The following is a 24,304-nucleotide window of genomic DNA, read 5'->3' on the forward strand; positions in this document are numbered from 1 at the left end:
GCTTTCCATGCCGTAAACGCGAGACTTGCAATTCTACGGGTTCTCCCTTGCGGCAAAGCCGTTGCCAGGCCCACGCGGCGGACCTAAAGTCCGGCGTATGCTGCATCGCACAAGAGAGAAACGAGGAGTCATCCGCATGCACGACCAGACGCTTCCCGAGGGAGAACTGACCCTGCGCACCCTGGCCATGCCGGGGGATGCCAATCCCGCGGGCGATATCTTCGGCGGCTGGGTCATGGCGCAGATGGACCTTGCAGCCGGCATCCGCGCCGGCGAGCGGGCCAGAACCCGCGTCGTCACGGCCGCCGTCAAGGAAATGGCCTTCCAGCGCCCGGTCAAGATTGGCGACACGCTCAGCATCTATACCGACGTCACCCGCATCGGCCGTACCTCGATCACCCTGCAGGTGGAAGCCTGGGTCAACCGCGCGCGCATCGGCATGCTGGAGAAGGTCACCGAAGGCACGTTCATCATGGTCGCACTCGATGAGACCGGCCAGCCGAGCCCCGTCCCCGCCGACTGACGGTACGGCGCCGCTTCGCGCGGCGCCGTGAGGATGGCTTGCCTTCAGCCCGCCTGCAGCAGCGCTGCGGCGGCATCGAAGGCAAGGCCGGGGAAGATCTTGCCGGTCAGGCTTGCCGGGGTGATGTCGAACTGGCGGTGCAGCACCGCGGCGGCAACGTCGCGCGTGTCGGTCGTCGGCATCAGCGCATGACCGTCGAACAGGGCCTCGTCCTGCAGCCCCGGCCAGCGCCCCATCACGGCGCGGCGGGACAATCCGCTGCCGGACAGGCCGCCGCCTGCCAGAACCGCAACGCTTGCCGCGCCGTGATCGGTGCCGCCGCGCGCGTTGATCCGCAGGCTGCGCCCGAATTCCGTCAGCGCCAGCACGATCGTCGCATCCCAGGCGGCGGGCGTCATGCCCTCGCGCAGCGCGACAATCGCCGCGGCCAGATCGCCGGCCGCCTGCGGAAACTGCCCGCGCTGGTCCACATGCGTGTCCCAGCCTTCCAGCGAAAAGCTCGCCACCCGGTAATCGCCGTTCAGCATGACGCCCACCTGGCGGGCCATGTCGGCAATTGCGGTCCGGCGTGCCGCCGCGTCGAACAGGCCGCCCGCGCCGGCCCCGGCGACATCCGCGAAGGTCGCGGCAAAGCCCGGATCGGCGGCATAGAGATCGGCAAAACCGTGCATCTCGTCGCTGCACAGCGGCAGGTCCGGCCGCGCGGCCCACACATCGACCGGATTGGGCCCGGCGAGAATCGGCTCCACGGCGGCGGTAATGTCCACCGCCCTTCGCTGGCCGGCGCGCGGCATCAGCGACAGCGCCCGGTTGAGCCAGCCGGTGCGGCCGGCCCGGCCTTCCACCTCGGCGGTTTCCAGCATGTCCTGCGCCTCGAAGTGCTGCATGCCGCGATAGGGCGTGGCAACCGCGTGAACGAAACCGAGTTGACCCGCCTGCCAGAGCGGCATCAGCCCGGCGGCGGCGGGAGACAGGCCGAAGAAGCCGTCGAGATCGAGCAGGCCGCTGCGCGGCGACAGTGCCAGCGCCGGGCGCAGGCTCTCGAGGCCCGGATCCGCATAGGGCTGCACCAGATCGACGCCATCCATCCCGCCGCGCAGCAGCACAACCACCAGACGGCTGTCGCCACCGGTGGCGGCAAGCGTCGCGGTGGTCGAAAGCGGCAGGCTTGCGACACCCGCCGCCGCCTTCAGGAAGCCGCGCCGCGAGACAGGTGGCAGAAGAGGTTCGGCCATGGTCATCTCCTGTTGAACTCCGGCGAGGCCAGCACCAGCGTCAGCCCCTGCACGCGACTCGGCGCCTCGGCCACCGCCTGCCGGGTCGCGGCACGGGCCGTCCCGCCAAGCGCAGCCTCGAGATAATCGGCCGGCTGCAGCCCCTGCCCCAGCGTGCGTGCCACCAGCCGCGCCCAGGCGAGACGCTCGCGCAACTGCCCGGCATAAAGCCAGGCGGCTGCGCCATCCGGAAAGCCGGCGGCACTCGGCGGCTGCCAGATCGGCTGCCCCATGCGGCCGAGCGCTTCCAGCGTCAGCGCATAGGCCACGTCCGGCTGCTCGACGGCGACGCCGCGCCTTGCCACCGGCGCAGCCTGCCGCCAGTCGGCATTGCCGTCCTCGGCGGCCCGCGCCACGGCGGAAAACTCGCCGCCCTGTCGCTCCAGGCTGCGAAAGCCGGAGATGACGAAATCGAAGGGCGGAATGATCTTGCCCGGCGTCTCGTCCCAGGCACTCGGATGCGACAGCATGGCGCGATAGACGGCATCCAGCCGGCCATCCGTCTCCTGCCAGGCGGCCACCATATCCGCCACCAGATCCTCCGGCGGCGCGTCGGCAATGAAATGCACGGCAAGCTTGCCGCAGATGTGACGCACCGTGTCCGGCCGGGCCGCCAGATCGTCCAGCATGGCAAGATGCGCCGTCTGGGCGCGATCGGCATAGCTCTGCCCCAGCAGGGCAAGGCGCGTGGCGCCGGCCGCCGCCGGGCGGAACGACACTTCGAGGCTGCGCGCATCCACCGCAAGCCCGCCGAGAATATGCGCGGCCGCCTGCAGGTCATCGGCCGTATAGGCGGCACCCTCCCCCAGCGTGTGCAGTTCGAGCAGTTCGCGGGCAAGGCGGGTGTTCTGCGCCGGCTGTGCGGCGGCGTCGGCGGTCGGCGCCTCGGCATCCAGATAGATGAGCATGGCCGGATGCAGCACGGCGGCGCGCAACAGCGTGCGGAACGGGCCGGCCAGGTTGGGTCGCAGCGCCTCCGCCTCGAACAGCGGCACCACCATGCGCATCTCGTAGGCCTTGCGGGCGCTGACGGAAAAATGGTCGAGCCAGAAGCTTGCCAGCCGCTCGAAGAAACCGTTCTCGGATGACACCGCCTGGGCCATGCGGGCCAGCGCGTCGCGACGGAAGATTCGGCGCACCTCCGCCTGCATGTCCTGCCGCAGCGCCGGGTTCGGTCGCCCCTCCGCCGCGGCCTTCGCCTCCACGGCGCGCACCGTCAGCATCCGGCCGATCGTCTCGCGTCGGCCGGCCAGCCCCTCGCGGGGAAAACGTGGCTTTGCCGCCGCCCCCCGCTGCACCTGCAGCATCAGTCCATCCACGTCGCCCGGCGGCGTCTCGCCGGGCTTCAGCCCGTAGCCGAAACGCCGCGCGGCAAGGATCGAACTGGGAAGAGCCATATGATCACCCTTTGCAACCTGCCGAAACATGGCGTGCGATTGTGACGGAAGCACTGTGAGATTGCGGCCTTTTTCGGACCGGCAACGCCTGTTGCCCTCCGAGGTTCCACCGCAACCTTCCGTCGTAGTGGCAGCGAGACGGTCAAGCGCGCCAACCACCATTGGCAACCGGTCGTGACGATGGAAAGCAGAGCCTTGACGACCTTGCGCAAATCGGTGGTGCGAGGGCGACCCAGGCGGCGGCGTAGTGGAAGAAAAGGTCAACCAGTGCCCATTCTCCATCTGTCATGTCGCCTGCATAGCGTGCCGTCCGCCGGGCATGGCGCCGACGGGTGTTTTCTATCCAGGCCCTCGTGAACTCCATCGGATCTTCGCAAATCCGAAGGAATCATAACCTCTTGAAATCACCACCTCTGTTTGAGGCAGCCACTCAGAGCCGCTTCAGGCAGTAGGAGAAGTGGGCGTCCGGCTCCACCGTCAGATATTCGAACTGCCAGCCATAGTCGACGCAGAATTTGTTGACCGCCTGCACCACGCCATAGACCACCGGCTTGATGACGTTGCCGGTGCAGAAATCATGGCCGCAGATGCGGCCGTCGCGCTTCACCTTGGCATCGCACAGCACCAGTTCGTTCCAGGTATTGGCATAGGAATGGTCGGTGTCGATATAGACCCAGTCGAAGGTGGCATCGGCAAAGGACGGCAGCATGTCGGTGGAGCCGCCCACATGCAGCTGCACCTTGCCCTGCTCGATCTCCCCGGCGAAGGCGGAGCGCACGGTCTCGTAGCCCTCGTTATAGCGGGTCAGGTCCCAGGCATCGATCAGATGCAGCCGGGCGGGGCGATTGTGCGCCACGATCTCGCGCGTGTAATCGCCGAAGGCCACACCGATTTCGGCCGCCACGCCGCCATGCGGCAGGCGGTGCAGAAGCTCGGTGCGGTTCGGCAGCAGGCGGCAGTTTTCCGTGTGGTGCAGCGAGAGCATGGTGCGCGGCGTGCTGTTCTTCAGCGCCTGCCGCTTTTCGAGGGACAGCATTTTCGGATCAGGCCTCCAGACCGGCGATCGGGCCCGCCGGCAGAAGTGCCGCGGACCGCCATGATCTCCGTCTCTAGAACAAGCGGTGGCGAAAGGCCAATGCCTTTGCCGCACGAAGGAGTGATCCCCGCCCCCATGCCCGTCTTCCGATGGCGCCGTACCCGTCAGAGGCGGCGCAGGCAGAAGGAGAAGTGGCCGTGCGATTCCACGGTCAGATATTCGAACCGCCAGCCGGCATCCTGGCAGAACTTGGTGACCGCCTCCACGACGCCATAGACCACCGGCGTGATGATGTTGCCGGTGCAGAAGTCGTGGCCGCAGATCAGCCCGTCCCTCTTCACCTTGCGATGGCTCAGCACCAGTTCCTCCCAGGTGGTGTGGAAGGTGTGGTTGGTGTCGATATAGACCCAGTCGAAGAAGTGGTCGGGAAACTCCTGCAGCTTCACGGTGGAGAGGCCCTGATGGATCTGCAGCCTCCCTTCCTCGATGCGCGGCGCGAATTTCTGGCGGATCTGCTCCAGGCCGATGCGGTAGCGGTCGGTGTCCCAGGCGTCGATCAGGTGCAGCTGGGCGGGATTGTTCAGCGACAGGATATCGGCGGTGAAATCGCCATAGGCGGCGCCGATCTCGGCGCAGACGCCGCCGCGCGGCAGCCGCAGCAGAAGCTCGCTTCGATTGGGCAGCAGCCGGCAGTGTTCCGTATGATGCAGCCCGAGCGCGGTCTGCGGCATGCTTTCCTTCAGACGCTGGCGCTGCTCGACCGTTTGCATGATGTCCTTTCCGGCGCATGGCGGCGCCCCGATGATTCCGAATATTCGGATATGCGCACACGCATCTTGCGCCAGGATGACGATGCGGGGGAGCACTGCCGCGTTCTCAATTTGTTTCGCTGGCACCCTTCCCTTTCCGGCGGACTCCCTCCATATTTGCGGCATGTCCAGATCGCCGAAAAAATCCCCGTCCCAGACCTCCGTCACCGGTTTCGAGGAAGCGCCGCAGGAGTCCTTCGAAGGCGCCCCCCTGCAGGGCTCCGTCGCCGACTGGGTGCGCCAGCTGGAAGCCGATGCCGAGGCGGGCGCGATGGAAACCCAGCGCGAGATCGCCTCGAAGGCCGGCAAGCATCGCAAGAAGATCGAGATCGCCGCGCGCGAACAGGCGATCCGCGAGGCGAAGGAGGAGGAAGCCGCGCGCGCGAAAGAAGCTAACTCTGGTTCGGCCGCAGGCCGCAAGCCCGACCGGGCGTCCGAGCCGTTGCGAGGCCCCCGCGGAGCGAAGTCGCGCAGCGACGGCAGCGTGAGCGCAAAAGAGACCGCGAAGAACACCACCTCGCAAAAAACCTCCCGCGGCGTGTCGATCGGCGCCTCCTCCGATCCGAAGACGCGCGCCGCCGCCGGCCTCAATCCGGTCGCCGGCATGGATGTGTCGCTGGAAGAGGCGCAGTCGCTCGCGCCCGGCGCCGTCACCGCCACCGTCGATGCGCTGGCGAAACTCATCGAAAGCGGCAATCCGCTGTTCAAGGACGGCAAGCTGTGGACGCCGCACCGCCCCGCCCGGCCGGAAAAGTCGGAAGGCGGCATCCCGATCCGCATGGTCTCCGACTACCAGCCGGCCGGCGACCAGCCGACCGCGATCGCCGATCTCGTCGAGGGCCTGAACTCCGGCGAACGTTCCCAGGTGCTGCTCGGCGTCACCGGCTCGGGCAAGACCTTCACCATGGCCAAGGTGATCGAGGCCACCCAGCGCCCCGCCGTCATCCTCGCGCCGAACAAGACTCTCGCCGCCCAGCTCTATTCGGAGTTCAAGAATTTTTTCCCCGACAATGCGGTGGAATATTTCGTCTCCTACTACGATTATTACCAGCCGGAGGCCTATGTGCCCCGCTCGGACACCTATATCGAGAAGGAAAGCTCGATCAACGAGCAGATCGACCGCATGCGCCACGCGGCGACGCGCGCCATCCTCGAGCGCGACGACTGCATCATCATCGCCTCGGTCTCCTGCATCTACGGTATCGGCTCGGTGGAAACCTATACCGCCATGACCTTCCAGATGTCGGTCGGCGACCGCATCGACCAGCGGCAACTGCTCGCCGATCTCGTCGCCCAGCAGTACAAGCGGCAGGACATCAACTTCGTCCGCGGCTCGTTCCGGGTCCGCGGCGATACCATCGAACTCTTCCCCGCCCACCTGGAGGATGCCGCCTGGCGCATCTCGCTGTTCGGCGACGAGATCGACGCGATCACCGAATTCGATCCGCTCACCGGCCAGAAGACCGGCGACCTGAAATCGGTCAAGATCTACGCCAACTCGCACTATGTCACGCCGCGCCCGACGCTGAACGGCGCGATCAAGGCGATCAAGGACGAGCTGAAGATGCGGCTTGCCGAGCTGGAAAAGGCCGGCCGCCTCCTGGAGGCGCAGCGCCTGGAGCAGCGCACGCGCTACGACATCGAGATGATGGAAGCGACCGGCTCCTGCAACGGCATCGAGAACTATTCGCGTTATCTCACCGGCCGCCGCCCCGGCGAGCCGCCGCCGACGCTGTTCGAGTACATTCCGGACAATGCGCTGATCTTCATCGACGAATCCCACGTCACCATTCCGCAGATCGGCGGCATGTATCGCGGCGACTTCCGCCGCAAGGCCACACTTGCCGAATACGGTTTCCGCCTGCCCTCCTGCATGGACAACCGCCCCTTGCGCTTCGAGGAATGGGATGCGATGCGGCCGCAGACGGTCGCCGTCTCCGCCACGCCCGGCGGCTGGGAGATGGACCAGTCCGGCGGCGTGTTTGCCGAGCAGGTCATCCGCCCCACCGGCCTCATCGATCCGCCGGTGGAAGTGCGCTCGGCCCGCAGCCAGGTGGACGACGTGCTGGGCGAGATCAGGGAGACCTCGCTCAAGGGTTACCGCACGCTGGTCACCGTGCTCACCAAGCGCATGGCGGAGGATCTGACCGAATACCTGCACGAACAGGGCGTTCGCGTGCGCTACATGCATTCGGACATCGACACGCTGGAGCGCATCGAGATCATCCGCGATCTTCGCCTCGGTGCCTTCGACGTGCTGGTCGGCATCAACCTGTTGCGCGAGGGCCTCGACATTCCCGAATGCGGTTTCGTCGCCATCCTCGATGCCGACAAGGAAGGGTTTTTGCGCTCGGAGACGTCCCTTATCCAGACCATCGGCCGCGCGGCGCGCAACGTGGATGGCAAGGTCATCCTCTATGCCGACACCATCACCGGCTCCATGAAGCGCGCGATGGAGGAAACCGCGCGCCGCCGCGAAAAGCAGATGGCCTACAACACCGAACACGGCATCACGCCGGAATCGGTCAAGGCCCGCATTTCCGACATTCTCGACAGCGTCTACGAACGCGACCATGTCCGCGCCGATATTTCCGGGGCCAATGTGCAGGGCGGCGCCAAGGGCTTTGCCGATGGCGGGCATCTGGTGGGCAACAACCTGCAGAGCCACCTCAACGCGCTGGAAAAGCAGATGCGCGACGCTGCCGCCGATCTCGATTTCGAAAAGGCCGCCCGCCTGCGCGACGAGATCAAGCGCCTGAAGGCCGTCGAACTGGCGTCGATGGACGATCCGATCGCCCGCGAGGAAACCCGGGCGCAGGAAGGCGTGCGCCGCAGCGCCGAAGCCACCCGCCAGTCGCTGGCCCCGTCGCTGGCGCCGTCACCGGCAAAGCAGGGCGACAACGGCCGCGATGGGGCAGGACGCCGCTCCGGGTCGATCTCCCCCCTTGAGGCGGGGTCCGAAGGACGGGCAGAGACGCGTGGCTCTGCCCAACAGGCCGGCAGGCCAGAGGGGGGCGAACTGGCTCCCAACTCTGGACAGCAGGCCCGGGGCCCGCTGTTCCGCAAGAACACGCTGGACGAAATGACCGTCGGCCGCACCGAAAAACCCCTGCCGGGCAAGCTGTCGGAGAAACCGGTTCTCCCTTCTCCCCCACGGGGAGACGGTGCCCGAAGGGCGGATGAGGGGGCAGCCCCCCCGGCCGATCCCCGCCCGCTCGTGCGCGGCAAGGTCGGCGTCGGCTCCTACGAGGACCCGGCGGAGGTCAAGCGCAAGGGCCGCACGAAGGGCAAGACGGGACGGCCGGGGCGGTGACGTAATCCCTTCTCCCCTCGGGGAGAAGGTGCCCGAAGGGCGGATGAGGGGGCGCCCCTCACGACGTTCCGGTCTCCCTTGTGCGCGAAAAGCCCATAGTCGACTTCTATAGATATTTACTTACCCGATATCGAACACACATTTTCAATGTCAAAAACCCCCTGATCACACACTACATGAAATCCAGCCTTGAATTCTTTTGCAGCACGAACCTTTGCTTTAAGCACATATGTATCAAAACGGGGAAACTTGGAGCACACGATCAAAAAGCCTAGCCTTTTCTCCAGCAAAGGCTTGACGTCTTCATGCAATGCGGAGGCGAAAATTTGATCGCAGGCGTGCTGGACATTTTTTCCTTTTAGTTCCACAACCACAGAAGCAACGCCGTCTTTCGAAACCAAATAATCGGCTCGAACTCCGTCGGTTATTATACAATCGTCAATTTTCGAAACCCGATATAAAGAACAGGAAGAATTCTTGAACACTGCCTTTCTTTTATTCTCTTCAACTTTCACATTTGAATGATTAACAGAGATCGTACATTTATCATTCATAGACCTGATATCTCCGATTCAATTTCCAATAGGCTCGAAAATTGTTGGGATATCTCTTCAGAGATAGCATCAAGGTAAGTACCATCTATGAAACCCTCTTCATTAAGAAGATTTGTAAGCACTCCATCTTGAATTGCATATGCAGCCAGTTGACTTTCGGTAAGCCAGCACTCTCTAGGAACTACATCATTAATGTCTTGATTGCGTTTTTTACGACGAGCAAGTTGCCCAGCTTTCAAAAACACGTTCAATTTTCCCATTATGTAAGGGCTATGCGTAGTAAGAATAAGACTTCTTTGACGCGAAGTTCCACGAGCTGTGGTTAGGGACCCGATCAGAAATTCCATTAGCAGACTCTGCGCGGAGGGAAACAAGTGCGCTTCGGGTTCTTCAATGTACAATAATTCTCTGCGCCACCCACGTAGCGAGGAATTCGCAACGGCCCTCAAAGCATCACGCTCGCTGAAATAGTCGATTAATGACCACATGGGCAGCAACTCCTGCTGCCCACTTGATAAGGATGAAAAGGGTATTTTTCTTCCGTCTGTCGCCTGAACAAACTCTGAATCTGACTCATAACGAAGTTCGCCGCCAAACAATTGATTCATAAAGCTTTCGCGGCGAGAGTGATATTCCGGTCCGAGCCTACTGTTGCGATGTACTAAAATCCGCGAATTTCGGTCTTTTATATTCGCGAATAACCTTGCAAATTTAATCGTAACAGGGTCCAAGCTTCCGGCCTGCTCAAAGCCAGCGACCAGACGCCCAATGGTCGTAAAAAAAGCTCGACCAGCAGGAATGAAAGTTTGCTGCGAGACATAATCAGCCTTAAGAGCAGCTCCCAACTTATTGACCGCCAACTCTCGCGCCCGCATCGAACGCTCAAATGGAGCAGAGCCAAAAGGCTCCGCTTCTAGCTCATCGTCAAGCCTTTTCAACTGCTCGACAAAACTTTTACTAGTTTGTTCGTAGAAATCAGAAAACCAATCTGAGAACTTAACCGACACATCATCAGATGGAGAGCCGCCGCTGCGGCGCCGGAGCACTCTCATATCGAATGCGCCAGCAGAATAGCTGATGTTGAAACGCCCTGCCCCCCACGCGGATGGAGGAAACCAGACAGAAAACTGTTTTGACAACGCCTTTTTAAATGTCTCCAAGCTCTCGCCGCGCTCAGCGAACTGAGCAAAACCAGAAAGTACATCAACAAAAAAATAAAGGAGCTTCGTAGTGACACTCTTGCCGCTGCCCTGTGGGCCAATTATTACATTTACTGGAGCCAGCTCCAGATAAGCTTCTTTGATACAAGAAAAATCTTTTATAATCAGTGCTGGCATCTCATTCCCTGCGTCTCAGCGAAGATAAGCGTCATAATCGAAAAACACGCTCTGCTCATCCAAGTCCAGTAAATCGGAAAAGTGAATTTTCTGCAACTGAGAGCAGCAATAAACTAGGGGAGCCTACCATCCGATGCCAACGTGCAGCCTGACACAAAAACCATCAATAAAGGCAGCCTTGCAACCCTCACCGCGATATCAGGGCGGGCACTGGGTATCAATAGACTGTTAGCCACCATGGATAGGGGATCAGCAAGGCGCACCGCTCAACATCCCACTCATTACGCGGCCAGCCAAATACTCCAAGCGCAGTCGCCGCATATGAACTGGAACACCAATGTCGGCGAACCAAAATCCTCGCCATTTGGGAGAAAGGGCCGTCACGACAACCGCTCTGCCGTACCACTTACCCGCCTGCAGACGGCCAACGACAGCTCGATAAACCTTTGATCCGCAACGCTTTCCGACACTTATCCCCACCAGGCCCCACGCCTCCCGCAAAATTTCCTCATCCCCCTCATCCCCACCCCCAAAATCCATGCCTACAATCCCCTCGTCCCGCAGCGGATACACCGGCAGGCGTGCCGGCGATGCGGGGCCGGTTCGGGGCAGGCGGGTGAGACGCAAAACCGCCTGGTCCGGGTCCGTCAACAGGGTCCCCCTCCGGCGACCGGGTGGAGGAGAAGGCGCGTCGGACGTCTGCGCCCTGTCCTTCAAAGCTCCCAGCTGCGCGTCGGGCGTGCCTTATGTGGCACACACGGGGAAGGCAGGCAGGGGCCGCATCGCCCGTTGTCCGCCCGCATCCGTCCCGCAAGGGAAGATGCGGGAACGGCGATGGCAAACGGCACCACCGGCCTTTCAGACAGAGGGACCGACCGGCGGGCACAAACAACCGAACGGGGCGCTGAGAGGTGCTACCTATAGACTACCCCACGAGGCAGCTTTCAGCGCCCCGGCCGGACATGGCGTCACACCACGGGTCGAAACCGGCCGCGTGAGGGATCGCGGCTGCGCGCGGCGCGGCCGGAACGGGCAACAGGGGCGCGGAGGCGAAGATGCAGGCGAATGACGCGATGATCGAGATCGATGAGGCCCGGGTGCGGCGCGGCCTGATGGCGGCGGCCGGCAAGGCGCTGTTCGACTGCCCGCTGCGGGCCTGCCGCCGGGCGGGCAACTGCCCGGGATGGAACGGCAATGCGACACGGCCGGAAGAGCTGCCGCCCTGCCATCGCGGCGACATCATCCCGGAGATCGATGACGGTACCGCCGAGATGCTGGTGCTCGGCATCGCCATTCTCGGCGATTTCCGCATGCAGGTCCTCGATGGCCCGGTGGTGCGGCAGGCCGATCCGGACCTGCGCGAGGCCGTGCTGGAGGCGGTGCGCCTCTGCCTGCCGAAAAAACTCTGGAAACCGTATGGGCGCTGGCAGCGGGCGCTGCCGGCCCGGCGTCAGGAGGCCGCGCGCTGCCCCTCGCCGGCAGCCGGGCCGCCCGATCCCAGACGCGGGCCACCGGCCATGTCGACCGCCGCGAAGGCCTCGGCGATCAGTTCCGGCCCGACGCCGGGCTTCGTCGCCTCCGAGGAGAGCAGCTGGCGATAGCGCCGGGCGCCGGCAAAGCCCTGGAACAGGCCGACCATATGGCGCGTGACATGGTTCAGCCGCCCGCCGCCGGCAATCACCGTCTCCGCATAGGCCATCATGGTGTCGCGCAGCGCCAGCCAGTCGAAGGCGGCGGAAGCATCGGCGGCGCGGGCGAGCGCCTCCGGTCCGGCGGTCCCGGCAAGCGCCGCATCCACCCCGGTCAGCAGGCCGGCATTCTGGTAGGCGGCGCGGCCCAGCATCACGCCGTCGACATGATTCAGATGATGAAGGGCCTGCTTCAGATCCTGAATGCCGCCGTTGATGCCGATGAAAACATGCGGGTTTTCCCGTTTCATCGCCTGCACGAGATTGTAATCGAGCGGCGGGATTTCCCGGTTTTCCTTGGGCGACAGCCCCTGCAGCCAGGCCTTTCGCGCATGGATCCACACCGCATCGGCGCCGGCGGCGATCACCCGGGCGAGGAAATCCGGCAGCACCGTTTCCGGCGCCTGATCGTCCACCCCGATGCGGCACTTGACCGTGACCGGCACCGTCGCGACCCGCTTCATGGCCGCCACGCACGCCGCCACCAGATCCGGCGTCTTCATCAGGCAGGCGCCAAACGTGCCGCTCTGCACCCGGTCCGAGGGGCAGCCGACATTCAGGTTGATCTCGTCATAGGCAAAATCCGCCGCAATCTGCACCGCCTCGGCCAGCTTTTCCGGATCCGAACCGCCGAGCTGCAGCACCACCGGATGCTCCGCCGGATGATGCCCCAGCAACCGCTCCCGCGGCCCATGAATGATCGCATCCGCCACCACCATTTCGGTAAACAGCAGCGCGCGCGCCGAAAGCTGCCGGTGAAAGAACCGGCAATGCCGATCCGTCCAGTCGATCATCGGCGCAACGGCGAAGACGGGGGCCTTAGGGTGCGGCGATTTTCCTTTTACCATATGGACTTAAGCTCTTTCAGATTTGTATCGTTTGCAGCCGTTCGCGTCCTTTGACGCCCGTTTTGTTGATGCTATTGCTACGGCGTAGCAAACGGCAAAGGCTTTGTAGCAAAACATGGGCACTATCGTCGAACGACGGCGCAAGGATGGTTCGCGCGCTTATACAGCACAAATAAGGATCATGCGAGATGGCGTGAAGGTGCACACCGAGGCGCAGACATTCGATAGGCGCCCTGCAGCCAGCGCCTGGCTCAAGAAGCGCGAGACACAACTTGCAGCACCAGGCGCGCTTGAAGCCCTCAATGCCCCGCAGGTCACGCTGGCGGATGCGATCAATAAGTACCTCGACACATCCATGCGCAAGATTGGCCGAACCAAGGCGCAGGTGTTGGAAACCATCTTACGCCATCCACTGGCGGCAAGGTCCTGCGACACGATCACCAGCGCCGATGTGTCCGCCTTCGCACGAGAGCTTCAAGGGGGCTGGACCCCCGAGGGAGGGATTAAGCCTCGCCAACCGCAGACGGTTGGCAACTATATGTCTCACCTCGGCGCCGTCTTCGCAGTTGCGCGTCCGATGTGGGGCTATCCGCTGGAGCAACAGGTTTTCCGTGATGCTCAGGTAGTGACGGGGCGGATGGGCATCATCTCAAAAAGCGCAAGTCGCAACAGACGGCCGGAACTTCAGGAGTTGGACAAGCTTCTGACCTTCTTCACCGAACGCCGGAAGCGAGCACCACAAGCGATGCCGATGGACCAGGTCATTTTGTTCGCACTTTTTTCTACTCGTCGGCAGGAGGAAATTACCCTCCTGCGCTGGGAGGACTACGAGCCCAAGAATGCTCGCATCCTTGTGAGGGATATGAAGCATCCCGGACAGAAGGTAGGCAATGATGTTTGGTGCGATATGCCTCTAGAGGCCATGGCTGTGATTGAGAGAATGCCCCGCGATGATGAGCGGATATTCCCCTACTCCACGAGTGCGACAACCGCCAATTTCACCAGGGCGTGCAAAGTGCTCGGCATCGAGGATCTGCGCTTCCATGATCTACGTCATGAGGGTGTTACGCGTCTTTTCGAGATCGGGCTTTCCATCCCGCACGTCGCCGCCGTCTCTGGGCATCGCTCCTGGTCTAGCCTTAAGCGCTACACTCACCTTCGGCAGGTGGGCGACAAATATGTTGATTGGCAGTGGAAGCCGAAAGCGCAGTAAGGCTCTGAGTTGACTCTTGCACGAGTGAGAACATAATAAGAACAAATAGGTCGCTGCAGGGCCACTTGTCTACTCAAGATGCTGCAACACGCTCTGAGCGCGAAGGAGAAACCATGTCCACTGCTCAAGCCAGCGAGCCGCCAAAAGTCGATGAGGTGGAAGCCGCCCTCGCCTATCAAGACGGAGATGCTGCCGCGACGATCATGACCTTGCTAAGCGATCTTCGCCATCTGCGGCTTCAACTGGCCCTGACGGAAGGCGCCATGAGCCGTGGCATGACCCGCGGCTGGATCCCTAGTGTATGAGAGGGACTGATGCCAGCCGGCCGCTATCCTGGGCGTACCCATCCTTACCGGGACAATCAGTTCATCCCTGATGACGTCTTTAATGACGGAATTAGTGACGTAACTTCAGTTGTTCGCGGGAAATCTCAAAGACGGCTTCACCGGACGCTTACGTAAAAACTCCGCTTTCCATGCAAGCGCTGTTGGAGCGAGAAGCGAGCTGGAGAAGGAGAAAAGGGGCGATGAAGCCAAATTCCGCTTCCCGAACCAATCATGGAAAAGATATATGTCTAACCACTGACCCTCGCGGCGACAATGATGCTGCATAACAAATAATGGTTGTTGAATAGTGACGATCGAATTCGTTGCACGAACCCTATCGTTCGAATACGACCGTCAGGCCATACAACTTGACGCGGAATCCGCCATCCATGACTCCCGGCTTCAGGAACGCCCATTAGTTGTGCTCGGCGGCGCTGGAAGCGGGAAGAGTGAGCTACTGAAGTTATGGAGCAACGACAGCGCCGCGACAGCACGCCAGCTTATCAATGGAAGGCGCCTGACGAAGGGTCGGGTATTCATCGATGGGTTGGATGAAGCGGCTGGGCTTCGCGATGGAGATGCCCTTGATCAACTGCTTGGCAAGCTTGAAGCAGAACGGAACAGCAATTTTGTCATTGCATGCCGGGTAGCCGATTGGCGTAGCGCATCCGGCAAGGGTACCATCAAAAGATGGACCGGCTCTGATCCCATAGAAATCACCATCGATCCCTTGAGCCGAAAAGGCGTAGCCAGCTTCCTTATGCAGCATAGCGGGGTTGCCCAGCAAAAAGCGGAAGAGTTTATCTCAGACTATGAGGAACGCGGACTAACCGAATGGCTTGGGAATCCACAGACTCTTCTGATGCTCGCAAGGCTGCTGGAAAACGGCAAACGGCCCGATACCGTAAAGGCGTTGTTCGAGCAATATGTTGATGTAGCCTGGCGTGAGCCTCGCAAGCAGAACACGGCCTTAGCCAATGTGAGCCGTGAGAATGCGCTCGATGTGCTTGGTGCACTGTTTGCGGCACTGATTATCGGCGGTTATGACGCCTTAAGTTTGGCTCCCGGCTCTAAGCATAGTGAATCCGATTTGCGGCTTGGGGACTGCAAAGTTCTTCCCGGGCTTGCTACTAATGAGCTGCGCGATTTCCTCGACAGCCGTCTGATTACCGGTGTTGGAGAAGATCGTTTCGCCTACCAGCATCGTCGAGTCGGCGAGTATCTGGGCGCTTCTTGGCTCGCACGACAAGCCAAATCCCAAAAGCTGCGGAATCGTCTGCTGGGTGCCTTACAGCTCGGTGAACAGGTTCCGTCTAACTTGCGTGGGCTGTGGGGGTGGCTGGCCGATGAACCAACCTTTGCCGATGATGTCATTCGAGCAGATCCAATCGCTGTCATCGAATATGGAAATGCTGACACTTTACCGGCGCAACACGCCAAGACTTTGCTGGCGGCTCTCGAAAGAGCGGAGGAGGACCACGCCCAGATAGGATGGCGTAGGTACAACGCTAGATCGATTTTGCTTCCTGCTTTAAGCACGGATGTCGAGCGTATTCTTGCCGCACCTAAAGAAACGCGCTTTCAAACCCAGTTTGTCGTCTTGCAACAGATGCGGGATGCGGAGGTTGTTGCTCGGCATGAAGCGACACTCCAAACAATAGTGTTCGACACGGAGCGGCCTTACGCCTTACGTGATGCCGCTGCCGATGCGCTCGCAAGTCATGGCAGCATCGACGACTGGCGACCTCTTGTTCAGAAGCTTTCCCGATCGGACGACCGAGATTCATTGCGTCTTGCTCTTAATCTAATGCTTCATCCAAATATCGGCCTTATCCTCAGCGACTCAGAATTTGTGGAAACAGTCTTTGCCTATTCCGGTCTCACGCCGCGTTTCGATGGCGAAACCGATATTGGCACGATCAGTCTTTATCACCTTCGACGTGACCAAGTGATTCCAGATCTGCGCCTTGACGGGGTGTTGGATACACTCGCGAAATGCGCTCGCCAGTACGTGACGGACGAGTGGCATATGGAGGCCTGGGATGTGGAGCATCTGTTCCTCGATCTCTTCAAGCGCCGTGTCATTCTTGGAAATGTTGATCCGAGCCAGCTTTGGAACTGGATAAAGCAGCCGCTGTGCGCGAGGAGTGGTGGCAGGAGCGATCGTCTGGTGTGGTTGCAAACATGGTTAAAGGAGCACCCGGACGTCCGCAGGGCAATCCAGTGTGAAGTGCTCGATGAGTCTGTGGAAGACTCCCGGCAGATGCACTGGCGTTTTCACAAGTTAGGTCTGGGCCTGCATCCCACCACCGAAGAGGTAATTTATCTGCTGGACTGGCTTCCCGAAGGAGATCAACGCTGGACTGATCTGATTTGGTTGGCTCCAACCGGAGAAGAAGGCTTGAACGTCCGGCAGGCAGCAGCACGGCATGTGCGGGCAGAGGATGATCAAAAACTTCTACAGAGCCATGCAAATCCGCAGCCCCCACGGGTCGATGAAGGGCATCTAAAATGGCAGCGAAAACAGGCTAGTGCGAAGAAGAAGCGCCGAGACGAACATCGTAAGTCTTACCTGGATGTCAGAGATCGTATGCTTGCCGGAGATGGGGGCGCACTTCGGGGACCCGCACAAGTTTACATGGGCCGCGTTTATGAAGGAGATCGAGACCTGCCACCCGAAGAGCGGATCGCCGCGTGGGTTGGTGAAGACCTACAAGCGGACGCCCTTCAGGGCTTTGAAGCGTTTCTGACAGCAGATCCGCCACATGCGCCCAATGCCCAACAGATTGCGGATAGCTATGCTAAAAGCCGCATATGGCATCATGCTTTGATATGGTCCGCGGCTCTCGCCGAGCGACAGCGCACAGGGCGCGGTTTTGGAGATCTGTCTACGGAGCGTCTTCAGGCAGGATTGCTTGCAGAAAGGGCAGCTTTCCTAGATGATAACAATTGGATGGCGCTTTGCGATGCAATCGTCAGCGAAATCGAATGTCGAGGGGCATGGGCCGACACCGCTCGGTTGTTTATAGAGCCACAGTTACGTGAGCAAAGCGGCAATGTACTTTGGCTATGGCGTGTCCTGAATTCTTCTGAAGGCACCAAGCTTGCTGCGGAATGGTTGTTGAAATTTCCAGATCTTGCTGCGGATCCTGAGGAAACGCTGATTGATCACCTTTTGAGGGATGGTAGCACTTCAAGCCGTGCGGCTTTGATTGAAGTTGCAGCGAAAAGAAGCGATCAAGACTTAGAGACACGCAGACAGCAAAACTGGCAGGCAGTCGAATTGATACTGGGGACGGCGAAGCCCGCTCTTCTGGATTCAATGGCGCAAGATCGAAACCCCATTTGGATTTTGCGCGACCGTATGGGCGGTCGCCATGGCAATTCTTCTATTCGATGCCCGGCTATGGTCCTGGCAGCGATTGTAAGAACTTTCGCACCGCTTTGGCCCTGGACGCCACGCCCAAGAGCAGTAACGCACGGCGACAGGAATTCGTGGGACGCCACCGATTTCCTCGAAAACTGTGTTAACATTCTCGCCGCTGACCCGAGTCAAGAAGCAACAACGGCGCTAATGACCTTGACGGACATTGGGGATGGATACGCCTCGAAGATCGGAAGAGCTATCGCATATCAGCGACGCGCACGTGCTGACGCTGAATGGCAGCCATATAAGGTGGACGCGCTCGCCAAGCTTATCACTGAAGGTCCGGCTGTCGATCATGCCGATCTGCAGCGCATGGTTCTCGCAGATTTGGCTGATGTAGAGCGAAAGATAAAGTCTAGCCCTGCAGATGTATGGCGATTCTTCTATGCCAACGCCACCGAACTCTTACCGTATGAAGAAGAAAAGTGCAGCAATGCGCTCTTTACATTGCTCGAAAAATCAGACCACAATATTGAATTTGGCCTTGAGGAACACTTAGGGGATGATCGCGAAGGCGATATATGGTGCACAAGCAACAGTATATCTATAGCGATTGAATGCAAACGCCATTGGCATCCGGACCTATGGACAGCTGTTGACTGGCAGTTAGCAAAACAACAAGCAGTCGATTGGCGTGCTCAAGGCCATGGTATCTACGTGGTTTACTGGTTTGGAATGCATGTTCAAACCGTGACTGGCCCGCCGCGCGGGAGCGGAATCAAAGCGCCCACCTCTGCGCAAGAACTCGAAAACGCCCTGCGGCAGCAAGTTAGCAAAGCCGGTCTGCCTGACATCGCCGTGAAGGTTCTCGATGTTTCCCGGCCACCCAAATGACAGACGATTGGCACGAACCGGCTAGATTCGAGGCGCATCGCCTTCTGCGGGACGAGACGTCTGTCTTACTGCCAATGGCAGGCATACCGTCAGAAGAAGATTTGACGCTATCGGTGGAGGAGGTGTTTCACTCCGGTTTAATTACTGACGTAGTTCGTGGACCGAGAAATGAAATCAACACGCGTATAGATGCGTTCTTCGATGATTTTCAGACATTTCCATTGTTAGGCAGATCGTTAGACCTACAGAGATGGGGGAAATTCGCCACCAAGGCTAATTTGCGGCGAAAAACAAGCGAACCTATTCTTGGACTGAAACTTACGGAAGCCAGAAATTTCATAAACAGTGCACCAGGGCGCTTTCTGGTCAAAGTTTTACCCTTCGAAAATCGCGAGAGACAGAATGACACTCATGAGCTTCTCTATTTCCGCGACAGCGGTATTCATCGGCGATTGATAGAGAGGACTGTCGCCCTCAATGGCATCAGGGATCAACTCTTGGATAGCGACATCCCTGAAGATACACGCTTTGAGCGAATAAAAACTTATGAACCAAAGCGATGGGAGGCTTTTGTCGTCACAACGATTGTCGATCTAGTCGGCTCCCGTTGTGACGCCTTCGCTTACCGCCATGAGGAAACAAGGGAGATTGACCTCGTGCTGGAATGGAAGGATCACGCGCCGCCAGAGCGATGGGCAATCGAGGTTACAAGCATAAAGTTCAACACCCACCCATCAGGGTATTTCGCCGAGGAATGCGAACACCTTGGTGTGAAGCCCGAAAACCGTTTCGTCGTGCGTCGCCTGAAGCCTGAAGAAGCTATACGCGATGTCGAGGAATTTTGTCGCGGTGGCGTCCCTGCAATCTCGCTTCCCCGTATGGTTCGGCGGATAAAGGAGCGTTTAGAGATGTGAGCATAACGTCCGTTTCCAGCCGTAGCAGTGACAGATTGAATGAATGTGATGGAGGCACGATACGGTCTCAAAGGAAGACCGGCTGCTTACGGGTCTCCGACCCAGCAGCCTGAATGTACGAAATGACGGAACCAACCCGCCATTCAGTTGCCGGCTATAGGCGGCGCATCCCAAAACAGCCGCTAACGCGCCGCCTTGGTCATCACCCACTCGTTTGTCCCGACATTCCCGCAGTTGCGACACCTGAGCTTCAACCGGATCTCCTCCAGCGGCTTTCTGGACCCGAAGCGTCGCTCCAGCGCTTGGCGGTCGACACCACCGCTCCTGCCGCATCTGCTGCACACTGCGCCCAGCACATACCAGTCCGGCACGGTCTCAAAGGTCGCCGGCCTGTCAAAGACATTACGGCTATAATCGTCAGGCCGAAGATTGATCCCGCGCCGGTGTTTCATGTTCTTCTTTTGTTCTAATGTTGGCAGCCAGTCAATGGGCGCACATCAAATCAGCGGCAGGTTTGCGATCGACGGGTGTCTGCCATCCATGATGATCACCTCCCCCACCTCTTTGCCGGCGCCACCGCGGATCGTGTAGGTGAGCGACGCCTGCGCCATCGGATACCGGCTGAATATCTCCCGAACCTCCGGCGTATCATTCAGCGAGATCATGAAGCGGCCCTTGATCGAGGCCAGACGTTCCGCCATCTCGGCAAAATCGTCCCGGCTGAAGACGTTCTTCCCGTAGTCGTTCTCGCAGCCGTAATAGGGCGGATCGAGATAGAACATGGTGCCGGGGCGATCATAGCGGTCGATGAACTTGCGCCAGTCCAGGCATTCGATGACAACGCCGGAAAGCCGTTCGTGAACTTCCTCCAGGATCGGCGCCAGGCGGGTGAGATTGAAGCGTGCGCCGCCCGTGGTATCGACGCCAAAGTTTCGGCCGGTGATCTTTCCGCCGAAGGCAAGCTTCTGGAGATAGAGAAAACGGGAGGCCCGCTCCAGATCGGTCAGCGTGCTCGGATCAAGCGACGCCAGGCGCTCGAACTCGCGCCTGGACGTGATCTGGAATTTCAGCACATCCATGAGCTGGGGATAGTGTCGCTGCAGGATCCGAAACAGCGTGGTGACGTCACCGGAGACATCGTTGATGACTTCGGCGCGGGGCACAAGCCGGCGTCGAAAGAACACGCCACCCATGCCGGTGAAGGGCTCTGCATAGAGATCGTGGGGGATTTGTTCGAGCATTGAGGCGATGCGTGCCGCGAGCTGCTTCTTGCCACCGAGATAGGCAGCGGGAGGAGAGACGGGGCGAACCTCGGAAAAGTGAAAGCTATCTTGCATTGTGTACGACCATATTTTCTGACAAACCGCCCCGGCCTGCGCAGGCAGCGGGTGCGGCAATGATCGCTTGAGATTGTCGGGCGGGGTACGACGCCAATCAGAACCCGCTGTTGCAGCCATGACGGCTGCGACCACCCGTGCCCGGGCGGCAGACCTCGGCCGGAAGGGAAAACCCTTCCGGCCATACATCGTTGTTTGGGAGACCTGATTCGGCCGCCTAACTTTCGTCGCGCCGTTGCGCCCGACGAAGCTCCCGCTCCAGCCGCATCTCTTCGCGAACCCGTCCCAGCTCGATCCCGACGATCTCATGCGCGCGCGCCAGGCGCTCGCCGATCTCAGCCATCCGGTGCATTTCGGCAGTGTGATCCTCAAGCACGGCAGTTGCTCTGTTCAGTGCGGTCGGGTCGACAATCACGGCCGCCACCTGTGCAGTGGCTGGGGAGGCTACCGGCGACGTGCGCGCGCCCTGCATGAGGCCGAGGTGACGAACGGCAAAGATGACTGCGATCGTTGCGCCGAATGTCATGAGAGCAAGTGGCGGCAGATTAGCCAGTTGTTCCATTGCGAATTTCCCCTTGATCGCGCGCCGCACGATGAATGTTGATCAGCTCGCCAAGGGCAAACAGCGGGTAGACGGCAAGCCAGGTGCTGGCGACATCGGAGGAGGCAAAGCCATAGGAAATGCCCGACCAGATGACGCAGCCGATGGCGGCCGAGAGCTGGCGGATCTGCGGCGTCACCCGCTCGCGCGCACCGTTGATGACGAGGCCAATGATGCGCAGGCAGCCGATCAGCAGCATCGACCAGCCGAGGCAATCTTCCGAGGGGACCAGATCCCGAAACGACCAGAACTGCGGCTGATTGAACGTCTCGGCCGGCAACAGCAGAACCCAGCCGAACATGATCATGTGGCCGGCCATCATCCATTCCATCATGCGCGGACCAAAGCGATGGCGGAGGCGGATCCAGATGCCGGGGCCGAGATAGCCGTGGCTCATGACTTCCCCTCCCCGTGTGCGGCACATTCGGGCTTCGACCAAACGTCAGCGGCACAGAGGCCGACGACGGTGCGGTCGATCTTGCGTTGATCGGCAGGCGTTGCCCCACGGGCGCCGATGAGATCAGTCCCGACCACGCGGCGAAGTCCTGCGACACTTGCCGGCGCCGTAGTCCCACAGGCCGTCAGCACAAGTGTCGAAACGAGTGCGAGCATCATCGGCATTGTCACCTGCTGCATTGTCCTGCCTTTCGATGGAGATGCGCACGTCATTGCCGGCCTGTTTCCAGAACCAGATGCCGAAGGCGCCAAGGATTGAGAGAGCCGCCAAGACGGCCGCGATTTTGACGGTCGCCGGCATGTCACACCTCGACCGCTTTTCCGCGCCAGCTGTTCCAGCGGCGGGCAATCAGGTCACGGTTGCGATAGGCGACATAGCCGAGGGCGATCACCACGGCGCCCGCCGCAATCCAGCCCCAGGGTAGGCCGGCCGACCAGGCGGCAATGGCAGATCCCGCCCCGCCGCTTGCGGCACGGGTTGCGGCCTCGCGCGCCGCGCCGGCATCGCGCCGCAGCTGCGAAAGCGTGGCAGGCCCTATAATGCCATCGGCCACAAGATGCGGGTGCGCCCGCTGGTAGGCCAGAACTGCCGCCTTCGTCTTCTCGCCCATCCAGCCATCAATGGCGCCGGGGTTGAGGCCGGCCGAGGTCAGCAGCTCCTGCGCCTCGCGAACAACCGGATCGGCCAGGGAGGGGGCCGCGCGCGCCGCACGCGGTGCGCCTTCCGGAGGGGCCGTGTCGATACCCGTGTAGATGCCGGTGGAGAACAGCAAGGCCTCCTCCCGGCGCCTGCGGGCCAGGCCGGAAAGCCGCTTGCCGCCCGCCGTGTTGTAATGGCTGGCGAGGTAGTCGGCGGCCGCCTTCAGCTTGCCCGCCCGCCAGAGCTTGGCCCATTCCCATTTCATGGCGCCGGTCCCCAGATTGAAGCAGACGCTTGCCGCCGCATCGAGCTGATGCTGGCTGCGGTCGGCCGGGCTGTCGGCCACGACGGCCGGCACATATTCAGCGGCCATCACCCTATCGAGAATGGCATCCGACTGTTCGGCCGTGATCTTCGTCTTTCCAGGCACCAGCTTCGTGATGCCGATCCGCGCCAGTTCGCGCCGGCAGCTGTCGCTGCGCAGCGTGAAGCCGGTCCCGATCGTCGGGATCTTGCGAGCGTCGAGATAGCAGGTAAGGGGATTGCCTTCGTGCAGGCGCACGAAAGCCCTCCCAGCGGGGGAGATGCTGGTTACGGCCAAGAATGCCTCCTATGGCGATGATGGGAAATGCGCGAACGCGCAGGTGGAAATCAGGCGGCCGGCCACGCGACGGCCGGCAGCTCCTGCAGAAACTCTAGAATGCCGGGCTGCTCTCGCTCGCCCGCCTCGACCTTCCCCAGCTCCGCATAGGCATAGGCCCACACCTGGTCGCGCCAGCGGATGAAGGCCTGCGCTTCACTGGACCATTGCGGATTGGTTGACGCGGCATAGGAAGCCAGGCTGTTGCCGCTATCGTAACGGCGCGCCTGTGCTGCCTGATCGAGAACCGCCTGAATGGCGAGGCGATAGTCGTCCACGGCCGGCGCTGGAGCGGTGGCATCTTCCGAAGGCGGAAGAAGGGTGCCTGCCTCCAGACGCCATCCGATTTGCGCAGTCTCATGTTCGATCCAGGCCGCCCTGTCCGGCCAGTCGTCCGGCATGGCGCCCTCAAACAGGGCGCGATCGACAACGACACCGTCGATAATCCTGATGTAAATCACGATGACACCCCGCAGTATTCGGTGATGATGACGAGACCAGGCGCGCCATTGCCGCCGGCCTTGCTTCCGAGGCCGCTGTAATCCGATCCGCCCCCACCCCCGGCACTGTAGCCGGAACCGGCCGTTCCTGCGTTTCCCGCCACCAGCGCGCCACCGAAGCCGACGCCCTGGATACCATCACCGCCAAACCGCCCGTAGGTGATGGCCGTTGTCGCCGCAAAGCGGTTGCCAATGATGCCCGCGCAGCCGGGAACGATGAGGTCCCCGGTTCCACCAGCGCCCCCGGCGCCCCCTCCTCCCGATCCTTGAGCCGCAGCACCCAGCCCGCCAGCGCCGCCATTGGCGACACACAGCGAGCCGACCGATGTAGACCCGCCGGCACCACCCTGGTTCGCGCCGGCCGTTCCGCCACTGCCCGCCGCGCCGATTATGACCGGTTGCGATGCGCCGATATCGGCCCGTGAGGCGACCCTTGTCGACTTTCCGCCAGAGCCGCCCCCGCCCCCGCCATTGATCGTGCCGGAAGCGGTTTGCGCGGCGCCCCCGCCTCCGCCTCCGCCTCCCCAGCACTCCAGTAGTGCGAAGGACATATTGGGGTCCGGGACATATGTGGCGGAGGCCGTGAACACCCGTAGACGCACCCGCTGCGGGACGAACGCGGCATCGACGCCGCTGT

The 24,304-nt window shown here is 60.9% G+C and carries 21 protein-coding genes and 1 pseudogene; 6 read left to right on the forward strand and 16 right to left on the reverse strand.

Features of this window, described 5'->3' with window-relative positions; genetic code table 11:
* Nucleotides 1-136: 136 nt before the first annotated feature.
* A complete protein-coding gene (locus KLP42_RS24665) occupies nucleotides 137-523 on the forward strand; it encodes an acyl-CoA thioesterase (RefSeq protein WP_215570572.1) in 387 nt (128 codons plus the stop codon).
* A 44-nt stretch (nucleotides 524-567) separates the two neighbouring features.
* Here the strand turns inward: KLP42_RS24665 and KLP42_RS24670 are convergent, their stop codons facing one another.
* The 5 genes and pseudogenes from KLP42_RS24670 to KLP42_RS24690 form a co-directional block, all read right to left on the reverse strand.
* Entirely contained in the window at nucleotides 568-1,758 is a 1,191-nt protein-coding gene (locus tag KLP42_RS24670) for a DUF1501 domain-containing protein (protein WP_502941348.1), read from the reverse strand.
* Between the two features lie 2 nt (nucleotides 1,759-1,760).
* Nucleotides 1,761-3,194, reverse strand: a complete 1,434-nt coding sequence (locus tag KLP42_RS24675; RefSeq protein ID WP_215570576.1) for a DUF1800 domain-containing protein — start codon at nucleotides 3,192-3,194, stop codon at nucleotides 1,761-1,763.
* A gap of 158 nt (nucleotides 3,195-3,352) precedes the next feature.
* Nucleotides 3,353-3,586, reverse strand: a pseudogene (locus KLP42_RS24680) (transposase); the annotation flags it as partial.
* 38 nt (nucleotides 3,587-3,624) lie between these two features.
* Nucleotides 3,625-4,230 carry a class I SAM-dependent methyltransferase gene (locus KLP42_RS24685; protein ID WP_215570578.1) on the reverse strand — a complete coding sequence of 202 codons (606 nt, stop codon included), beginning with the start codon at nucleotides 4,228-4,230 and terminating at the stop codon, nucleotides 3,625-3,627.
* Between the two features lie 164 nt (nucleotides 4,231-4,394).
* A complete protein-coding gene (locus tag KLP42_RS24690) occupies nucleotides 4,395-5,000 on the reverse strand; it encodes a class I SAM-dependent methyltransferase (protein ID WP_215570580.1) in 606 nt (201 codons plus the stop codon).
* 163 nt (nucleotides 5,001-5,163) lie between these two features.
* Here KLP42_RS24690 and uvrB point away from each other — a divergent pair, with 163 nt between their 5' ends.
* Nucleotides 5,164-8,352 (forward strand): excinuclease ABC subunit UvrB, encoded by a 3,189-nt coding sequence (uvrB, locus tag KLP42_RS24695; RefSeq protein WP_215570582.1) that lies wholly within the window; start codon nucleotides 5,164-5,166, stop codon nucleotides 8,350-8,352.
* Nucleotides 8,353-8,468: 116 nt separating this feature from the next.
* On the opposite strand, the gene KLP42_RS24700 is transcribed toward uvrB, so the two are convergent.
* The 3 genes from KLP42_RS24700 to dusA form a co-directional block, all read right to left on the reverse strand.
* Nucleotides 8,469-8,906 carry a hypothetical protein gene (locus tag KLP42_RS24700; protein ID WP_215570591.1) on the reverse strand — a complete coding sequence of 146 codons (438 nt, stop codon included), beginning with the start codon at nucleotides 8,904-8,906 and terminating at the stop codon, nucleotides 8,469-8,471.
* Complete coding sequence (locus KLP42_RS24705) at nucleotides 8,903-10,243, reverse strand: AAA family ATPase (protein WP_215570593.1); 1,341 nt, start codon at nucleotides 10,241-10,243, stop codon at nucleotides 8,903-8,905. Before KLP42_RS24705 ends, KLP42_RS24700 begins: the two co-directional genes overlap by 4 nt.
* A gap of 1,450 nt (nucleotides 10,244-11,693) precedes the next feature.
* Nucleotides 11,694-12,779, reverse strand: coding sequence for a tRNA dihydrouridine(20/20a) synthase DusA (dusA, locus tag KLP42_RS24710; RefSeq protein WP_215570595.1), 1,086 nt, complete (start codon nucleotides 12,777-12,779; stop codon nucleotides 11,694-11,696).
* A gap of 115 nt (nucleotides 12,780-12,894) precedes the next feature.
* On the opposite strand from dusA, the gene KLP42_RS24715 reads away from it, so the two are divergent.
* The 4 genes from KLP42_RS24715 (at nucleotide 12,895) to KLP42_RS24730 (ending at nucleotide 19,493) form a co-directional block, all read left to right on the forward strand.
* A complete protein-coding gene (locus KLP42_RS24715; RefSeq protein ID WP_215570597.1) occupies nucleotides 12,895-13,992 on the forward strand; it encodes a site-specific integrase in 1,098 nt (365 codons plus the stop codon).
* A 113-nt stretch (nucleotides 13,993-14,105) separates the two neighbouring features.
* The gene (locus KLP42_RS24720) at nucleotides 14,106-14,297 is read left to right on the forward strand and encodes a hypothetical protein (protein ID WP_215570598.1); all 192 of its coding nucleotides are present in this window, start codon (nucleotides 14,106-14,108) and stop codon (nucleotides 14,295-14,297) included.
* A gap of 328 nt (nucleotides 14,298-14,625) precedes the next feature.
* Entirely contained in the window at nucleotides 14,626-18,579 is a 3,954-nt protein-coding gene (locus tag KLP42_RS24725; RefSeq protein WP_215570600.1) for an NACHT domain-containing protein, read from the forward strand.
* Nucleotides 18,576-19,493 carry an ATP-binding protein gene (locus tag KLP42_RS24730; protein WP_215570602.1) on the forward strand — a complete coding sequence of 306 codons (918 nt, stop codon included), beginning with the start codon at nucleotides 18,576-18,578 and terminating at the stop codon, nucleotides 19,491-19,493. Before KLP42_RS24725 ends, KLP42_RS24730 begins: the two co-directional genes overlap by 4 nt.
* A gap of 497 nt (nucleotides 19,494-19,990) precedes the next feature.
* Here KLP42_RS24730 and KLP42_RS24735 read toward each other — a convergent pair whose 3' ends face one another.
* The 8 genes from KLP42_RS24735 to KLP42_RS24765 form a co-directional block, all read right to left on the reverse strand.
* Nucleotides 19,991-20,830: a DNA adenine methylase gene (locus KLP42_RS24735; protein WP_215570623.1), complete on the reverse strand. Its 840-nt coding sequence runs from the start codon at nucleotides 20,828-20,830 to the stop codon at nucleotides 19,991-19,993.
* A gap of 217 nt (nucleotides 20,831-21,047) precedes the next feature.
* A complete protein-coding gene (locus tag KLP42_RS24740; RefSeq protein ID WP_215570604.1) occupies nucleotides 21,048-21,392 on the reverse strand; it encodes a hypothetical protein in 345 nt (114 codons plus the stop codon).
* Nucleotides 21,376-21,828, reverse strand: a complete 453-nt coding sequence (locus KLP42_RS24745; RefSeq protein WP_215570605.1) for a hypothetical protein — start codon at nucleotides 21,826-21,828, stop codon at nucleotides 21,376-21,378. Before KLP42_RS24745 ends, KLP42_RS24740 begins: the two co-directional genes overlap by 17 nt.
* On the reverse strand, nucleotides 21,825-22,067 hold the full coding sequence (locus KLP42_RS27020) for a hypothetical protein (RefSeq protein WP_252193251.1): 243 nt from the start codon (nucleotides 22,065-22,067) through the stop codon (nucleotides 21,825-21,827). Before KLP42_RS27020 ends, KLP42_RS24745 begins: the two co-directional genes overlap by 4 nt.
* Nucleotides 21,952-22,188, reverse strand: a complete 237-nt coding sequence (locus tag KLP42_RS24750; protein WP_215570607.1) for a hypothetical protein — start codon at nucleotides 22,186-22,188, stop codon at nucleotides 21,952-21,954. The genes KLP42_RS27020 and KLP42_RS24750 overlap by 116 nt, the downstream gene beginning before the upstream one ends.
* A 1-nt stretch (nucleotide 22,189) precedes the next feature.
* A complete protein-coding gene (locus KLP42_RS24755; RefSeq protein ID WP_353844928.1) occupies nucleotides 22,190-23,089 on the reverse strand; it encodes a glycoside hydrolase family protein in 900 nt (299 codons plus the stop codon).
* Nucleotides 23,090-23,178: 89 nt separating this feature from the next.
* Complete coding sequence (locus KLP42_RS24760; RefSeq protein ID WP_215570610.1) at nucleotides 23,179-23,628, reverse strand: hypothetical protein; 450 nt, start codon at nucleotides 23,626-23,628, stop codon at nucleotides 23,179-23,181.
* Nucleotides 23,625-24,304 (reverse strand): glycine-rich domain-containing protein (locus tag KLP42_RS24765; protein ID WP_502941349.1); only part of this gene is annotated, 680 nt, incomplete at its 5' end. The genes KLP42_RS24760 and KLP42_RS24765, both read right to left, overlap by 4 nt.

Origin of the sequence: Rhizobium sp. CSW-27 (genome assembly GCF_018760785.1) — a bacterium.
Classification (GTDB): Bacteria; Pseudomonadota; Alphaproteobacteria; order Rhizobiales; family Rhizobiaceae; genus Neorhizobium.

What these genes read in the sequence shown, in the direction of transcription:
- KLP42_RS24665 (WP_215570572.1), top strand. Translation starts at nt 137, where the DNA reads ATGCACGACCAGACGCTTCCCGAGGGAGAACTGACCCTGCGCACCCTG.
- KLP42_RS24670 (WP_502941348.1), bottom strand. Translation starts at nt 1,758, where the DNA reads ATGGCCGAACCTCTTCTGCCACCTGTCTCGCGGCGCGGCTTCCTGAAG.
- KLP42_RS24675 (WP_215570576.1), bottom strand. Translation starts at nt 3,194, where the DNA reads ATGGCTCTTCCCAGTTCGATCCTTGCCGCGCGGCGTTTCGGCTACGGG.
- KLP42_RS24685 (WP_215570578.1), bottom strand. Translation starts at nt 4,230, where the DNA reads ATGCTGTCCCTCGAAAAGCGGCAGGCGCTGAAGAACAGCACGCCGCGC.
- KLP42_RS24690 (WP_215570580.1), bottom strand. Translation starts at nt 5,000, where the DNA reads ATGCAAACGGTCGAGCAGCGCCAGCGTCTGAAGGAAAGCATGCCGCAG.
- uvrB (WP_215570582.1), top strand. Translation starts at nt 5,164, where the DNA reads ATGTCCAGATCGCCGAAAAAATCCCCGTCCCAGACCTCCGTCACCGGT.
- KLP42_RS24700 (WP_215570591.1), bottom strand. Translation starts at nt 8,906, where the DNA reads ATGAATGATAAATGTACGATCTCTGTTAATCATTCAAATGTGAAAGTT.
- KLP42_RS24705 (WP_215570593.1), bottom strand. Translation starts at nt 10,243, where the DNA reads ATGCCAGCACTGATTATAAAAGATTTTTCTTGTATCAAAGAAGCTTAT.
- dusA (WP_215570595.1), bottom strand. Translation starts at nt 12,779, where the DNA reads ATGGTAAAAGGAAAATCGCCGCACCCTAAGGCCCCCGTCTTCGCCGTT.
- KLP42_RS24715 (WP_215570597.1), top strand. Translation starts at nt 12,895, where the DNA reads ATGGGCACTATCGTCGAACGACGGCGCAAGGATGGTTCGCGCGCTTAT.
- KLP42_RS24720 (WP_215570598.1), top strand. Translation starts at nt 14,106, where the DNA reads ATGTCCACTGCTCAAGCCAGCGAGCCGCCAAAAGTCGATGAGGTGGAA.
- KLP42_RS24730 (WP_215570602.1), top strand. Translation starts at nt 18,576, where the DNA reads ATGACAGACGATTGGCACGAACCGGCTAGATTCGAGGCGCATCGCCTT.
- KLP42_RS24735 (WP_215570623.1), bottom strand. Translation starts at nt 20,830, where the DNA reads ATGCAAGATAGCTTTCACTTTTCCGAGGTTCGCCCCGTCTCTCCTCCC.
- KLP42_RS24740 (WP_215570604.1), bottom strand. Translation starts at nt 21,392, where the DNA reads ATGGAACAACTGGCTAATCTGCCGCCACTTGCTCTCATGACATTCGGC.
- KLP42_RS24745 (WP_215570605.1), bottom strand. Translation starts at nt 21,828, where the DNA reads ATGAGCCACGGCTATCTCGGCCCCGGCATCTGGATCCGCCTCCGCCAT.
- KLP42_RS27020 (WP_252193251.1), bottom strand. Translation starts at nt 22,067, where the DNA reads ATGCAGCAGGTGACAATGCCGATGATGCTCGCACTCGTTTCGACACTT.
- KLP42_RS24750 (WP_215570607.1), bottom strand. Translation starts at nt 22,188, where the DNA reads ATGCCGGCGACCGTCAAAATCGCGGCCGTCTTGGCGGCTCTCTCAATC.